Raw genomic sequence first — 16,498 nt, 5'->3', positions numbered from 1 at the left:
AGATCGATGCGAGATTATGTAAAAATTTAAGAGATTAGCGAAAGTAGTTGCTATTTTGTGTAAAATAGAAGGTAGATTCTAAGTGGAATGAAGGTGCAGCTATGAAACAGGTAGCCTTTGGTGAAGAGAATAGAGACTTATCTCCACGCGAGCAGCTGCTGCGTCCGATGATTGATGCAATTGCTCAGACGATGGACTTATATGGCGCCAATTACTCATTCGGGCAGCTGTATGGAATTATGTTCTTTGAAGACCGGCCGATGACGCTTGAAGAGATGAAGAATGTGATGAATATGAGTAAGAGTAATATGAGCTATGGAGTCCGATCTTTGATGGCTTCCAAAATGGTGACCAAGCTGGAGGAGAAGCGGGAGCGAAAGGATCTGTATGCAGTGGAAACAGATTTCTTTCAGACCTTTAAGAATTTTTTTGGAATGAAGCTGCAGCGGGAGATTGATGTCATGAGGCAAGCCTTGGATGTTGTTATTCCTGAGCTGGAGGGATTGGTTCATGCCGTGGATACGCCTGAGGAGGAGCGGCACTTCTGTCTGAAGGATCTGGAGAAGCTGGAGCATGCCGTTCAATATTATGATTGGCTGCAGCAGTTTGTGGACGAGCTAGGGGAAGAAAATTACTTCGTAGACAAGAGAAGATCCTAGACCGTCTACAATTACACATAGATGTACATAATTATATATAGATCTCCATGTGAGGGAGGTGTTCCTTAAGCCAGTTCAGGCATAGGGTTCGCCTCCTATTTTTATTATAAGAAACAAAATTAAAAAGAAAATGTAACCAAAAGTAGGTGGAACTGTCACCAAATATGTAGTTACATAGTGAATAAAAGATCTTTTTAAGGAGATTCAGAGATTGCATACGAAAAAATATATGATACTTTTAGTCATTGTTCTGCTAATAAGTCTTGCTGCTATTTTCAACAATCAACACGAGTCTTCTGCAGTTACTATAGATGTGAACGGTCAAATCATTAAGACAGTAGCTACATATCCGGGCTCGCCTGATGAGCTAATGATTCCCAAGGCTGCCGCAGAACAGGCCCTTAATATGCATATCGGCTGGCAGAAGCAGGGGCCACTTCCGAAAGGTATTTACTATAGAGACCATGTAGCTGTGCTGATGTACCATCATCTTTCAGAGAAGCCAATGCCGCAGTTTCCTTGGATCTTATCTGCCGATCGGTTTGATGATCAAATGAACCTGCTGAAGCAAGAAGGGTTTCACGTGATTACGATGGAACAATATCGTGAATTTATGCTGAATGGCGGCACGGTTCCAGATAATGCGGTGCTGCTGACTTTTGATGATGGATATGAGAGCTTTTATGAATTGGCCTTTCCTATTCTCAAAAAATATGGCTATACGGCAGTGAATTTTGTTATCGTATCTACGATTGATCACCCAGATCCGAATAGTGTGCCGAAGCTCAATTGGGAGCAGATGCGGGAAATGAAGCGGGACGGGATGGGATTCTATAGTCACACGTACGATTTACACCATTATGGTATCGTGGATGCTGAGGGTGGGGAGCGGCCAGCCGCCAGTGCTTTGTTATATATCGATGATGAGAACAGAAACGAAATGAATACGGAGTACTACAGCAGAGTTACTCGTGATTTAGCCAAGGCGGAGCAAAGGCTGAAGGAAGAGCTGGGGAATACCGATTCAGCGATTGCCTTTCCTTATGGATCATACAATGACCGATTGCTATCGGCATGTGATTCACTCGGAATTTCGCTAACATTTAAAATCCAGGATGGGATCAATGCGAGAACGGACCGGAATGCCTCCCGGATCAACGGGGGAAGTCAGAGTCTAACTGCAGTCCAAACTCTTGAGCAGGTTAAACATATAGATTCACCTATGGAATTAACCCTGAATAACCAAAGAGTAGCCCTGATAGGAAGTGCGCCCGAAATGAGGAAAGGGACCCTGATGGTTCCGTTTATACAATTATGCAAGGATCTACATATTGATCTCAACTACGATCAGAAGAGTCGAATCGTTAAGTTAATGAACACAACGGGAGGCTCATAAACGGCTAAGGAAATGTATGGAATGGATATCAGCTTTCCCTATGTTCATTAGGAGTTTACAAAAAGTGAGAAATTTCGCCAATTTGGGCGAATCACTAGTTGCTATAAGTGAATTCCTTACTGTAGACTATAATTAGAGTACTAATTGGTAGGCGAATGGAGAGAACAGATGGAAGTATTTAAGCGTTATTACGCGAATTTAACGGTCCGGCGTTTTTTTATTTTGGGGCTGGTTGCCCTGCTGCTATTCAGTATTAGAGATATGCTCAATTTAGTACTGTTAACATTTCTGATTGCTTATGTAATGAACAGCTTTCAGGTGCTGCTCACGAAGCGAATCAATAAATATGTTGCAGTCAACAGTAAAGTCATTATTGTTATTTTGTATTTAGCTCTGATTGCTCTGATCGTAGTGACCTTAGTGAATTATTTACCGAAGGTCTTCACACAGATAAAGCAGTTAACTAACTTTCTGACCAGCTTAACCCCTGCAAACATTCCGCAGAACGAAATCGTGCAGTATTTATTTGCCCAGCTTAAGGATTTAAACTACCAGTCTTATGTGAAAGATGGTCTTGAATACGTCCTGAAAATAAGTAATTGGGGCACAAGCTTCGTATTATCCACCATTCTGAGCTTTGTCTTTATCCTTGAGAAGAACAGAATTGTCAGTTTCACTGCCCGTCTTAAAGAGAGCAAGATTTCTTGGTTCTATGTTGAGCTTGAGTATTTCGGTAGAAAATTCATCTCATCGTTTGGTAAAGTGATCGAAGCGCAAATTCTGATCGCGCTGTTTAATACATGCTTTACGGTGATTGGACTCTGGATCTTAGGTTTTCCGTATTTATTCGCCTTATCGATTATGATCTTCCTGCTTAGTTTGATTCCAGTTGTAGGCTTTGTGATCTCCTTAATACCACTTTGTATTATTGGTTACAACATTGGTGGTATAGCAATGACGATATATGTATTGGTTATGATCGCCATACTACATTTTGTCGAGGGTTACTTCTTAAATCCAAAACTGATGTCATCCAAAATGAACCTGCCTATGTTCTACACCTTTATCGTACTTCTCTTCTCTGAGCACTATATGGGCGTATGGGGTCTAATTCTCGGCATTCCAATTTTTGTATTCTTCCTGGATATACTGGAGATCAATAGAGATAACAAGATAGAGACTTAGGAATTCAGTTAAATAGCGTTGAATATACGAAGAGGGTGATCCGACAGCCATTCAATGGCTTTCGGATCACCCTCTTTATTTAAATATAAGAATTTATAATCTCCAAGCTATATATTATCCTTATATTTCTCGCATAAACGCTTACCGTCCATTAGGGACGTCCAAGGCGTTATAGCTTGGGCGCGGAGAAATGTTATACGGCCACTATATGTATCTTTCTTAGCCGAAAGAAGTGAGAACACTCTCCGTAACGATGTCCCTCAGCTCCGCTTTGTGTGCTGCATACTGCTCGGCTGTAATGCTTCCAGAGGCTAGTCGTGAATCTAGCTGTTCCGTTAGCTGGGTTACCTGTAGATTGATCACATCTTCAATATCTGTGTTTTGTTCTATTGCAATATCTTGAAGTGATTTGCCGTCATATAAGGCGTCGTACAGATCATCATCTGTGGGTTGGTTAAGGGCTTTCAATAATAATTCGTCTTTATCCGCAACACTTGTGGTGGACCATTGAGTTGACGAGCTTGCGTTAGCAGTAAGGCTACTCCAAGCATTTCCGAAAGACATTACTATAACTACGGTTCCTACTATAATCACTCTTTTTATATCCATTAGAGTCCTCTTTTCTTATTTTACGAATAACGTTCTATGGTTTCTGTTGAAAGTGTCTGTAATGGTTGTGGTTTAACTTATTTCTATTATAACCCGGAAAGCTGAGCTGAAGCTTAAACAATATTTAAGATAACCTAAAGATTTAACATTGAAATGATATAGCGATAATATACCCCTAGTATAATTTCCAGATGATCTAAATTGCATATTTATGCAGAAGGGTCACAATCAAACTTACGGGGAGTGTTCGGAGTTTTGAGAATAACAGCAAAAGCTAAACGTTTTCTATCCAGCGTAATTGCAAGTAGTTTGATGTTGGGGATCATGGTTCCAGCAGGATATGCGGAAGAACAGCAGCCGGATACAGAGCAGACATCTTCCGAATTAGGAGCACATTTTGATGAACAGGTTGAGCTCAACACGCTTTTAAGTCAACCGACTGTAATGACAGATGTATACGCGACACCAACCAATCCAGGCTCTTTACTTATTACAGAGGTTGTTCCAGATACTAAAAATGTAAAAGGCACGGACGGGACCTCAGTAGATGGCTATGAATTTGTCGAGGTCTACAATAATACGGACGAGCCGGTTAACTTTAAGGATTATTATTTCTTTTATAATGACAAAGATACTTGGACACCAAATGGCGATGCGGTCATACCGGCGCATGGAAATATCGTCTTCTGGATTATGAACGGCAATAATCTGAGTGTTCCTGCCGAGGATTTCATCAAAAACTTTAATCCTTCAGCATCTCTGCAGGAAGGTGTAAATCTGTTCCGTATTAACGGTGGCGGTGGTATGGCCAACGCTTCTCCGCGCAACTTACAAATTAAAAGTAAAGCAGGAGATGCTCTTATTGTCTCTGCTTCTTATGGAAAAGAACAGGTGAAGGAAAATAACGGGATTTTCTATAAGTATTCGCAATCCGACAGCTCTATGATGAGTCTCATGGCGATTTCGGGAACGGTTGCGGCTACACCAGGAACCGTAGATCCAGAACAACTACCTGAGCTAGTACCTGGAGACAAGCAACCGGTAATTGAACACCACTCGCAGAGCAGTGTGGATCCAGCGGATCTTCCCATCACTGCGAAGATTACGAACCTAGAGATTGGACCAGACGGAACGCTACCGGTAGTGAAGTTGCAATACGGCTCTCCTTCTCAGGTGAAAGATACGGTAATCACCATGACCTCAAAAGGTGAGGGGGAATACACGGCCGTGATTCCTGCGGCTGCACTGGAAGAACCAGAACTGCACTACAGCATTCGTGTAAACAATGTAACAGAGAGCTATTCTGTTCATGTGAACCTGCCTGCATTTGATTCGAATAATGTGCCACCGCTGTTAATTACAGAGCTGCTGCCCAATTCGACGAATGTAAAAGGAACGAGCAGCGATGCTTTTGAATTCATTGAGGTATATAACAATACTGATGCACCGATTGATTTTAAAAACTACAAGATCTATTATCGCTATCCTGATAAAGGCAATGCTTCCGATGTGAAGTGGCCCTCTACGAAAGAGAGTTTTGTAATTCCTGCACAGCAGTCCGTAGTGTTCTGGGTTATTAATAGTGCTAACAGTACATACACCGCTAGTGACTTTAATGCAGAATTCAACACTAATCTGATGGATGGCACAAATCTCTTTCAAATCAAAAGCGATGGGATGGCGAACTCTGGCCGCCGGGCCGTCGTAATCAAAAGTAATACCGAGAAAGAAATTTCCTCTGCGTATTATGATGCTGATCTTACCTATGATGGTGGGGCTAAAGGTGACGACACTAAAGAAAATAAAGCCCTTCTATACAAGTATCCTGTGAATGGGCAAAGTAAAATGCTCAAGATTAGCACAGGATCAGCGGTTCCGTCACCAGGGCAGGTAGATGATGCACTACTTCCTAACGCACCGATCCATGTGGATCCGGATACCAAAAATCCGACGGTAAATGATCTGACTGCTGTAACGGAGATTGATCAATCGATGAGTCTGGATTTGAAGGCTTTCGCGGATGACAATAAAGCCGTTACGTCTGTAGAAGTAAGGGTAGCTTCGGATAAGCAGCCTGATTTTGTCAGCCATAATCTATCCCAAGACTTTAACGATAGCTTGTATCATTATAAATTGTCGTCTGCTGATTTGATCGGCAGAAATGAAATACAGTATTATTTCGTCGTTTCCGATGGCACGAATGAGACCGAATCTCCGGTAATGAAAGTGAAAATTACAGGTGGCCCAGATCAATCAGCGCTTCGTTTGAATGTGAAGGATGGGCAATTCATTAATGGCTCTATGACGGTAAAAGGAACCTCTGCTACCGCAAAGGCTGATGAAGTGGGCCTGAGCATCGACAATAAGGTACTTGGCAATAACGAGGTATATGCCGCGCTTGAGAATGATGCTTACTTTGTATTTGATGCGAAGAATGTAGATTATTATTTCAAAAACGGTATCACCATGGGACCAGAAGAATTAGGGGATGCGAGTATTCTATACACCTTTATGGACCCGATTACTACGTATACGACATTGACCTTCCCGATCTCCTCTGCCGCTTTACAAGTGGGCAAGGATAATGTGATCTACATTCGGGCGGGCTCTAAATCATCGCCTTTTGACCCTCGTCCCGAGGAGAATAAAGATGATTTTGAAGTAAAGAATGTGCGCCTATTACTTGCAGACGGTACTGAAGTTTGGGACCCTGCTTATGCAGAACGTGATAAAGAAATTAAGATGGGGGACAGCGCAGGTAAGCATGAATCCATCGGCTTCCGGTTCGATCTGAAATCTGACTTATTCCGTTCGAAGGCTTATAACTGGAATACTACAGAAGTAACGGACGGAGAACATAAAGTAACAGTGACCGAAGGTGGATCCAAGGTATCGTCAAACGTAGTTGTAGACAACACGCCACCATCTATTAAAGCATCGATTGAAGATGGAAAAACTTATCGTGGTAATTTCGTAATTACTGCTGAGATCAAGGATACTTACGCAGGTGTAGATAAAGTTAGCGTGAAGCTGGACGGCAATGTTATTGAACTGCCTTATGCTACTTCATCCGGAAAGCTGTCCGGTGGAGACCATACGCTTTCTATCACCGCATTGGATAAGATAGGTAATCAGGTGGAAAAGGTAATTACATTCCATGTACCGAATGAAAATCCATTTGCACCACTCCTGATCTCACCTCAGAACTGGGAGATTGGTGTGGGTACGAATCCGACCTTGAAGGTTAAGGTTGAAGATCCTAACCAGGATAAGATGGATGTTACCTTCTATAGAGGCTTCAAGTACGATGGTAACCATCCAGAGCAAGGATTTACTGGATTTAAGAACGCATCCGATACAGAACCGCCGAAGCAATCCGTTCCTGCGGGCGAACAAGCCCTTAGCAGTGACGAATACAGCAAAATAAGTGCAGTGGACGGACAGTATTTAATCAACGATGCTGTTGAGCAATTTCCTTATCAGCGATATGAAATTAAGCTTGATGAGTCCGTTAAGGCGACAGATCGTGTGGATATTGAGTGGAAAGGAAATTCATTGCCGGGACGTAAAGTAAGTCTTTACGCTTGGAGTCCTGCTGAAGAGAAATGGATACAGCTGGATCATTTAATCGCTGGAACAGAGGATTTTGAACTGAGATCTACGGTGACCGTTGGGCAATTTATGAATGGAAATAGCATTGCCGTAATGGTTCAGGATGAAATTGCGTCTGTGGCTAAATCAGCTACAACGGTAACGCAAGACACCTATGACTTTTCCTTTGTTTGGATGTCTGATACGCAATATTATTCACAGAGCTACCCTTACATTTATCGTAAGAACGTGAAGTGGATAGCCGACAACAAGGATAATTTGAACCTGAAATATGTAATTCATACAGGGGATATAGTGGATAAATCCTATCAAGAGTACGAGTGGAAGGAAGCGGACCAGAACATGAAGGTTCTGGAGGATGCTAACATCCCTTATGGTGTTCTTGCAGGTAACCATGACGTAGGTCATCAAACCGGTGACTATACGAAGTTCTGGGAGTATTTTGGAGAGTGGAGATTCAAGAATATGCCGACCTTTGGTGGTTCCTATGACAACAACCGGGGCCATTATGATTTGGTATCTGCGAACGGAAATGACTTTATTATCGTATATATGGGCTGGGGACTGGCTGAAGAAGAAATTGAATGGATGAATGAGGTTGTTGCTCGTTATCCAGAGCGTAAAGCGATCCTTTGTCTTCATGAGTACCTGCTTGTATCGAATAACCGTGCACCAATCGCCGATACGATCTTTGAAAAGGTTGTAAAACCTAACAAGAACGTAATCGCAGCACTGTCCGGGCATTATCATGATGCAGAGCTTAAGGTAGATGAGCTGGATGATAATGGAGATGGCATTGCGGACCGCAGTGTATATCAAATGCTGGCAGATTATCAAGGTGCCGAAGAGGGTGGACTTGGTTATATTCGTCTGCTTCAGTTCGATGTAGCTAACAACAAGCTTCGTGTGAAGACTTATTCGCCTTACTTGGATGATTATAATTATTATGATGAAAATGAGTTCCCGGGCAAAGATGAATTCGTACTAGATCTCGATCTGCAGCCTGTAACCAAACGTGTAGCTACCGATTACATTGGAGTTAAGGTTTACAGTGATCAGACAATCGCGACCAATCAGCAAGTAGAGAGCGGTACGGAGACTCAGGTCACTTGGAGTAAGCTTAATCCAGAAAGCTACTACCAGTGGTATACAAAAGTCGAGGATGATAACTCTGGTAGTGTGCTTTCAGACATTTGGGGCTTCTACACTGGGAAAGAGGATGTAACACCAACACCAACACCAGGGGGAACGGCACCTTCAGTGCCTACAGTGACCCCGAGTCCTACAGCAACACCTGGAGCGGAAAAAGGAAGCATTGAACTGACCTTGGGAAGTGACGGTACTTATACCGCTGACTCTGCAGCCTTGAAGAAGCTGATTGAGGAAGCTACGACAGGTGGAAATATCAAGATTAGCTTAGGCGGAGGAGCTTTGACTCAAGATCAGTTTAAACTTGCACTTGATGCAACGAGCATCCAACAGGCTGCCGACAAGAAGCTGAATCTGAATATTGTATCTTCCAGCGTTACATTAAGCGTACCAACAAGCTCTTTACCAGCGATCCCGGCCGGAAGTGACATGCTGCTGCTGAGCGTTGATACAAGTACGACAGCTGTACAAAGCAATGTCGCTGGAATGAGTCCATCCAGAGCTAACGTTACGCTGAACCTCAGTACATCAGCAGGCGGCAAAGAAACGGCTATCCACCAGCTTAAAGGTGCTGTTACGATTACCCTGACGCTGACGAAGGAACAGCTTGCTAAGCTCGATACAGATTTTGCGGGTGTCTATTATGTAAATGGCAGTACCTTGGAATATTTGGGTGGAGTGTTTAAAGGCAATACCGTGACCTTTACAACAGATCATTTCTCTTCCTTCGCGGTACTGGAATACCATAAGCAATTTAGTGATACCGCTGGTCACTGGGCAGAGCTGTACATTTCCAAGCTGACGGCTAAGCATGTGATTAAGGGTATCGACGATACGCACTATGGTCCACAAGCGAATGTAACCCGTGCAGATTTTGTTACACTAGCCATTCGTTCACTCGGATTGAATGAGACAAGTGAAACTACGGGGAATAGTGCTTTTGCAGATGTATCAAAAGATGCTTATTATGCATCATCGATAGACAAAGCTGTCCAGCTTGGACTCATCCAAGGCAGTGATGGCAAGTTCCGTCCTAAAGATGCAATTACACGTGAAGAAGCGGCTGTTGTCCTGCAGAAATTGATACAATACAAAGCTGGAGTGCAGTCTTCCATTGCTGCTACTGCAAGCTTTAAGGATATAAACAGCGTATCAGAGTGGGCGAAGCAAGCGGTAAGTGAATTACAAGCTAAGGGAATCCTTGACGGTAAGGGCGACAATCATTTCGATCCTCGTGGCAAAGTAACCCGTGCTGAAATTGCAAAACTGTTATATGGAATAATCAATTTATAAGAATAGTATGGCAAAGGCAGGCAGAGGTAACTCTGGCCTGTTTTTTGTCATTTTTTGCACTCAATATTCCTTTTCTTCTAGCAAAGCAGGAAATTCTTACTATTCATATGATTTTTCATATATAATATTTTTGAATAAATTTTTAATAGACATAATCTAGCTTCCTGCTGGCAGTCATAATGATATCTTTCGTTGTTACACTAGTTATTCACGATGATCCGGCAGTTATTCTCCTTGTTACGGCACTTCTTCCAATTGGCGCAGGAATGGGTATTCATCCACGATTGCTTGTATTCCTTATTCTGTTATCCACTGCCCCCTTCTTCTTTGCTTATCAATTACCAACGTATTTGAACGCTTATTATAGCGCTGGCTCGGACTCATTGCATAATACATAGATTGGAGAAACGAACCTTGAGAGTAAAGTTAGCACATATTTTGCTTCTACTTACGGTAATTTTTGCGGTTCTACTGTATAGAGGGAGTCTTGACTCCATTGATCATCTGTTACAAGACCGCGTGATGCAGCACGAGCGGTCTGTGGATACAACGATTGCTATCATCGGGATAGACGATCAGAGCTTGGAGGACTTTGGCAGCTGGCCGTGGAGCAGAAATGTTCATGCACAGCTGTTAGATACGCTCTCCGAGGGACATCCAGCAGTGATCGGTTTTGACCTTACGTTCCCTGTAGGCTCGGAGGACCCGGAGGCGGATACAGAATTCGCTGCGGCTGTGGCCCGTGCGGGGAATGTAGTTTTGCCGGTATATGGCACATTTGCGCCAAATACCGAGCAGGGAAAGATCGAAGCGCTGGAGCTATCCCAGCCGTTTGAGGCTTTGCGGAAGGCTGCGGCTGCAACCGCCCATATCAATACTATTACCGATACTGATCGAGTGGTGCGTAAGGCTCTTTATTCTTTTGACTATGAAGGGGAGTCTATTCACAGCTTGTCATGGACGGTCTACCAGAAATATCGAGAGGCGATGGGGGGCACTGCTGATCCGCAGAAACTCCCACTGGATGACTTTGGGCGCTTTTATATCCCTTATTCAGGTGGCAATGGCGACTTTGAGGAGATTCCTTATTCGGCGGTTCTTAGCGGAGAGGTTCCACCATCTTATTTTGAGAATAGAATTGTGCTTATAGGGCCCTATGCTACAGGGTTTAAGGATGACTTCCTAACACCCATTAGCGGAAAAAATACGTTATATGGTGTGGAAATTCATGCAAATATCATTCAATCTCTACTGGACGATAATTATAAGCGGGTACTGGATTGGAAGTGGAACGAGGTAGTGTTGCTTTTTGTTGCGCTCCTAGCCTATCTACTATTCCGTAAAGTGAAGATGCTATATTCCTACGCGGTCATTGTGGTCATCATTGCACTTCTTATCTTTGCAGGTCGTTTTTTCTATGACCAAGGGATAGTAATTTCACTGGGTTATGTGATTCCCTTTCTAATCGTTAGTTGTATTATCGTAATAGCTTTTCAATATTTAGAAGAACTGATGGAGAAACGTAGAGTAACGGATATTTTTGGTCGATATGTTGCTCCGCAGGTTGTCGATCAAATTCTCAAGAACGGTCAAGAAGGGCTGAAGCTGGGAGGAAGCCGCAGAGAGCTAACCCTGTTATTCGTTGATATTCGCGGGTTCACTCCGTTATCGGAGGCTGCTGAACCAGAGGAGATTGTTGAGATTCTGAATGAGTATCTGGATCTGACTGCGGGTTGTATTTTTAAGTATGATGGCACGCTGGACAAGTTTATCGGGGATGCCACGATGGCGATCTTTAATGCTCCATTGCTGCTGGAGGATCATCCAATGCAAGCGGTGAAGGCGGCGTGGGCGATGAAGGAAGGCTCGGCTGCGGTGGAACAAAAGCTGTTCGAACGGTTTGGTATTGTAGTGAAATTCGGTATCGGGGTGCATACTGGTCCAGCTGTATTCGGGAATATCGGCTCCAAGACCCGGATGGATTATACAGCGATTGGCGACACCGTCAACACGGCAGCCCGTCTGGAAAGCAATGCGAAGCCTGGACAAATCCTCATCAGTGAGGCTACCTACGCTTTTGTAAAAGATAGAGTATCAGCCGTTTCATTAGGAGAGATCAAGGTAAAGGGCAAGGAACAAGGAATCAGTGTCTATGAACTGGAGGGATTGAGATGAGGTCGTTAAAGCTTACACTGTCGTTTATGCTGTTGTTCAGTATTCTTTGGCCAGCGGTTGTCACAGAGGCGAAGGATAGCGTTAAAGTGGGGAAAATAACTGCAGTCTCAGGCAAGTCTGAGGTGAAAAAGAGCGGTGGAACGAAGAAATTCAACGCTTTTAAAGGAATGGCGATTACGCAAGGCGATACGATTATAACTGGGACTGACGGGAAAATCAGCCTCGACCTCGATGCTAACAAAGAAGTTACGATCGGAGCCAGCACTACGCTTACTATTAGCCAATTAGTCGAAAGTGCAAAAGCGCTGGGCGGTAAGACAAGTCTGAAGCTGCAAAATGGGCAAGTCCTGATCAAGGTGAAAAAGAAGCTGGAAGGCGACTCCCGGTTTGAGATTGAGACCCCGACGGCTATCATGGGCGTGATGGGCACAGAGTTTTTTGTTAGCGTTAATAGCCAAGATAATGTAGTCCTTAATGGTGGGGTAGGAATTAACGGCGATTATCTGGGAGTTCTGGAAGGAACGGTTCACGTAGTTTCGCCTACTAATCCCACGTTGATTGAGCGTATGATAACAGCTTCCCAACAGCTTATTATGGAGAATGAACAATGGACACAGGAGCAGCTGTCCCTGAATGCATTACCGCAATTTGCTCTAGAGCAGCATTTGAAATATCTGAACGAAGAAAAATATACATTGGAATTGGAATCGGCTAAGAAAAGAATCGAACAACTAATCCAGCAAATAAAAGCTACTATGCCTGTTCACTCAAGCTCACCTATACCATCAATTCCACCTCAGATTAACTATGATCTATCTAGTTGGTCTCCTTTAGATATAACGAAGCCAACACCACCAACTAGACCGGAACCAACAGCAGCACCAACACCAGATCCAACACCGACACCGACACCGGAACCAACACCGACACCGGAACCAACAGCAGCACCAACACCAGATCCAACACCGACACCGACACCGGAACCAACACCGACACCGGAACCAACAGCAGCACCAACACCAGATCCAACACCGACACCGACACCGGAACCAACACCGACACCGGAACCAACAGCAGCACCGACACCAGAACCAACGCCGACACCGACACCAGAACCAACGCCGACACCGACACTGGAACCAACAACAGCGCCAACGCCAGAACCAACACCAATACCAACGGAAACACCAAATCCACTTGGTGCACCTGAGATAGATCAGCAGGAATTTAGAGAACATATCTATGACTTTCTCGTCAGTGACAGAGAAATTGTATTACCGTTTACAGCACCGCTAGCTTTTAATATCGCAGACGACTCTAATCCAAATGCAGCAAGGGATGGAGTGAGTGTTACTTTGAATCAGAGTGAGGACAAGCTCGACTTAGGCGAGGTCTACATTCGAGAGAATAAGCTTTACATTCAGTCTCGTGAATCACTTCCTTATAGGTCTTTCGTTCAAATTAAGGTTAACGGCGGGTTATTAAAGAATGCCCTTCCCGAGGGGGAGGTACAGAAAGAGGATCAACAGATAGCAGACGGCGGGTTTTACTTTGAAGGACAGATCACTCCGAGTTATTTTAACCATACTGGCCCTATAGGTGAAGATGAAGCACCGGAATTTATCATCCATTCACTGGGTTATGATGTAGGGGAGATTGGATATTGGCCAGAATTTTATGAGGGAGCCCCAATTCCCCTTGAAGGCTTTGAATACACGCTGGATCGGAACGATGAGAATACTGCGGTCCTAAAACTTTCACCTGAATTTTTGAACGCTAAAGGTACAGAATCCTATATCGTGATCATTCCTCTTGTGAGGTTTGAAGAAACAGAGGAAGGTTATATGCAGGTAGTAATAGATTATCTTAGGCTCTATGTTAATATGTAATTCCAGTGGTGCAGCAACCTTCGAGAGGAGAAAATAATGTAATGAAAAAGGAATTTACCTCCATCATTTGTGGATTTATACTCATAAGCGGATCACTATCCAGTATCGTCGGCGCAGAGGCAGTGCAACCCATAAGCAGCAATGTTCAAGGGAGTATAGATCAGAATGTCTCTTCTAATGCTGTGCTCTCTCTTAAACAGCCGTGGGGACTGACTGCCGTACCTGGTAGCAATGACCTCATTATCGTTCAGTCCGGAAGCGGTGTTATCAGCAAGTGGAGCAATGGAGAGCTGCAGACAGTGGCTGGACAAGGTGCTGAAGGATATATCGATGCTAAGAGTGCGAAGGCCTTGTTCAATCATCCAACGTATACCGCTGCTGACAGTAAAGGCATTATCTATATCAGTGATACCGACAATCATGTTATCCGTAAAATAAAGAATGGAGAAGTATATACCCTCGCAGGAACAGGAGTGGCCGGCTATAAAGATGGACAACCCAATACCGCGCAGTTTAACGCGCCGGGTGGATTGGCAGTAGACAGCAATGACAACGTATATGTTGCCGATACGCTGAATCATGTGATTCGCAAAGTTACACCCCAAGGTATTGTGACAACTTTTGCGGGTCAGCAGGGTAATAATGGTGCTTATTTAGATGGTTCGGTAGCTTCGGCCAAATTTAATGAGCCGGTGGGTCTTGTGTTCGATGAAACCGGTAATCTCTATGTGGCTGACAGTGGGAATCAGATGATTCGTTTGATTACAGGCAATAAGGTTGAGGCCTTTGCGGGCAAAGCAACGACAGTTGATCCAGTGACTGGATATATGGCTGGAGGATTCCAGAATGGAGATCGTCTGTCGGCGCTGTTCAATCGTCCTCGTGGACTGGCCTACGCCGATGGGGTATTGCTGATTGCTGATAGTCTGAACCATAGGGTTCGGGCCATTCAGAAGGATGGAAAAGTCATAACAGTCGCAGGGCAGGGGACCTCGGGAGATCAGGTTGGAGTATTGGATAAAGTGATGTTTGATCAGCCTTCCGGTGTTGCGCTTGCCTCCGGGAAGCTGTATGTGACCGATACACTGAATAACAAGCTAAAGGTATTGAATCTTGATTTGCAAGCTCTTAAGCCACTGCGTAGCGAGGCTGATCTGCTTGAATCAGTTCCACTGCTGCCAGCGGGTAATAACATGCAAGTGTGGTTGGACGGAGCACAGGTGAAGTTAAATAGTGCTACTCAACCTCTTAAGGCGTCCGAATAGTTTTCCAGATGGGCGGTGCTGCTTGCTGCTCTGGAAGCCAGTGCTTCATGGTATGACGCGCATACCATGGAGCCGCAAGAGGAATGGCTTAAGCCGCATCTTCAGCTTTATCAGTTCATTATGTTCGAAGGCATTCAGTATACAATTGATGTTTCGCGTCCGATTGGCGCACGTCTTCAGACGTGCGAGTATCGGGGACAAGCGGTTCGGGATACGGATATGTTCACGATTGTCATGACAAACTATTTGGCGGAGCAAGCTTCGCGTTATCCGATGTTTCGAAGAATGAAACGGCTTTTCGAGCTGGACGAGCCCTTTTACAGCAACTTGAGAGGGATGCCGGCTCACATGACGTTCTGGCATTTGATCATACGTCGAACTGGCGGATAATAGGGGGAATATACAGACTCATATGGAAAAGTGTCCCATGAGAGAGGGATGTTATTATTTATTGCTAAGCCGAAGAATTCCAGGTATGCATTCCGGATTTTCGCTCGGCTTTTTTCGTTCGTTTATGGTTCAAGGAAATGTTCAATCGAGCTTTACTTTAAATCAACATTATGCTAGCCTAAAATAGACAGGCAGTCGGTCTATAGATGGGAGCTGTAAAAATGAGAGTTATAAAAAAAGCCGAGGAGCGCAAGAACGAAATACTTGACGCGGCAGATGAGCTTTTTGGTCAGAAGGGCTTTGATGGCACAAGTACAAACGATATTTTGGAAAAGGTCGGGATTGCGCGGGGAACGCTGTATTATCACTTCAAGTCGAAAGAGGATATTATGGACGCTCTAATTGAGCGCTATACGGTTCTCATTTTAGAAGCGGCGAAGGAAAATGCTGCAGACAAGAGTATACCCGTAAACGAGCGCATTATCCGTGTTGTAATGTCACTTAACATTAGTGGAGGAAACGGCAAGGAAATTATTGACCATATTAACAAGCCGCAGAACGCGCTAATGCATCAGAAGATAGAAAAGATCATAATCAACGGTGTTACGCCGATCCTGACAGGAATAATTTGCGAGGGCATTGAACAGGGACTGTTTAGCACTCCATTCCCTTATGAATGCATGGAAATGATTGTGACATATGCGAATATTGTTTTTGATGATGATATGGTGACTATGGCGAACGAGGAGGAGAGCGCTTCACGCATACAGGCGTTTGTTTTCAACGCAGAAAGGCTGCTTGGTGCTGAAAGTGGAAGCTTTATGTCCGCTATGCAGATGTTTGGCAGCGATCATGTAGGTAGCACTGAATAATGGG

The 16,498-nt window shown here is 44.1% G+C and carries 11 protein-coding genes; 10 read left to right on the top strand and 1 reads right to left on the bottom strand.

Annotated elements, in window-relative coordinates; all coding sequences use genetic code 11:
- Positions 1-101: 101 nt before the first annotated feature.
- From MKY52_RS07695 to MKY52_RS07685, 3 genes are all read left to right on the top strand, one after another.
- Positions 102-659: a GbsR/MarR family transcriptional regulator gene (locus MKY52_RS07695; RefSeq protein WP_149646297.1), complete on the top strand. Its 558-nt coding sequence runs from the start codon at positions 102-104 to the stop codon at positions 657-659.
- A 211-nt stretch (positions 660-870) separates the two neighbouring features.
- Positions 871-2,055, top strand: a complete 1,185-nt coding sequence (locus MKY52_RS07690) for a polysaccharide deacetylase family protein (protein WP_341050767.1) — start codon at positions 871-873, stop codon at positions 2,053-2,055.
- Positions 2,056-2,223: 168 nt separating this feature from the next.
- On the top strand, positions 2,224-3,240 hold the full coding sequence (locus tag MKY52_RS07685; protein WP_042184192.1) for an AI-2E family transporter: 1,017 nt from the start codon (positions 2,224-2,226) through the stop codon (positions 3,238-3,240).
- Positions 3,241-3,459: 219 nt separating this feature from the next.
- Here MKY52_RS07685 and MKY52_RS07680 read toward each other — a convergent pair whose 3' ends face one another.
- A complete protein-coding gene (locus MKY52_RS07680; protein WP_149646295.1) occupies positions 3,460-3,849 on the bottom strand; it encodes a hypothetical protein in 390 nt (129 codons plus the stop codon).
- A 255-nt stretch (positions 3,850-4,104) separates the two neighbouring features.
- Here MKY52_RS07680 and MKY52_RS07675 point away from each other — a divergent pair, with 255 nt between their 5' ends.
- The 7 genes from MKY52_RS07675 (at position 4,105) to MKY52_RS07645 (ending at position 16,494) form a co-directional block, all read left to right on the top strand.
- Positions 4,105-9,903, top strand: coding sequence for an S-layer homology domain-containing protein (locus MKY52_RS07675; RefSeq protein ID WP_341050765.1), 5,799 nt, complete (start codon positions 4,105-4,107; stop codon positions 9,901-9,903).
- A gap of 179 nt (positions 9,904-10,082) precedes the next feature.
- Entirely contained in the window at positions 10,083-10,301 is a 219-nt protein-coding gene (locus MKY52_RS07670) for a hypothetical protein (RefSeq protein WP_340973778.1), read from the top strand.
- Between the two features lie 16 nt (positions 10,302-10,317).
- Positions 10,318-12,078 (top strand): CHASE2 domain-containing protein, encoded by a 1,761-nt coding sequence (locus MKY52_RS07665; RefSeq protein WP_341050764.1) that lies wholly within the window; start codon positions 10,318-10,320, stop codon positions 12,076-12,078.
- On the top strand, positions 12,075-13,967 hold the full coding sequence (locus MKY52_RS07660; RefSeq protein ID WP_341050763.1) for a FecR family protein: 1,893 nt from the start codon (positions 12,075-12,077) through the stop codon (positions 13,965-13,967). The genes MKY52_RS07665 and MKY52_RS07660 overlap by 4 nt, the downstream gene beginning before the upstream one ends.
- Before the next feature lie 41 nt (positions 13,968-14,008).
- Positions 14,009-15,232, top strand: a complete 1,224-nt coding sequence (locus tag MKY52_RS07655) for a hypothetical protein (protein WP_341050761.1) — start codon at positions 14,009-14,011, stop codon at positions 15,230-15,232.
- 15 nt (positions 15,233-15,247) lie between these two features.
- A complete protein-coding gene (locus MKY52_RS07650) occupies positions 15,248-15,622 on the top strand; it encodes a 5'-nucleotidase C-terminal domain-containing protein (protein ID WP_341050760.1) in 375 nt (124 codons plus the stop codon).
- Between the two features lie 221 nt (positions 15,623-15,843).
- Positions 15,844-16,494 (top strand): TetR/AcrR family transcriptional regulator, encoded by a 651-nt coding sequence (locus MKY52_RS07645; protein WP_341050759.1) that lies wholly within the window; start codon positions 15,844-15,846, stop codon positions 16,492-16,494.
- Positions 16,495-16,498 lie beyond the last annotated feature (4 nt).

The sequence above is a fragment of the Paenibacillus sp. FSL P4-0184 genome, from assembly GCF_038004625.1.
GTDB lineage: Bacteria > Bacillota > Bacilli > Paenibacillales > Paenibacillaceae > Paenibacillus_AQ.
Note: the sequence above shows the minus strand (reverse complement) of the source record. Positions and strands in the feature narration are given on the sequence as shown.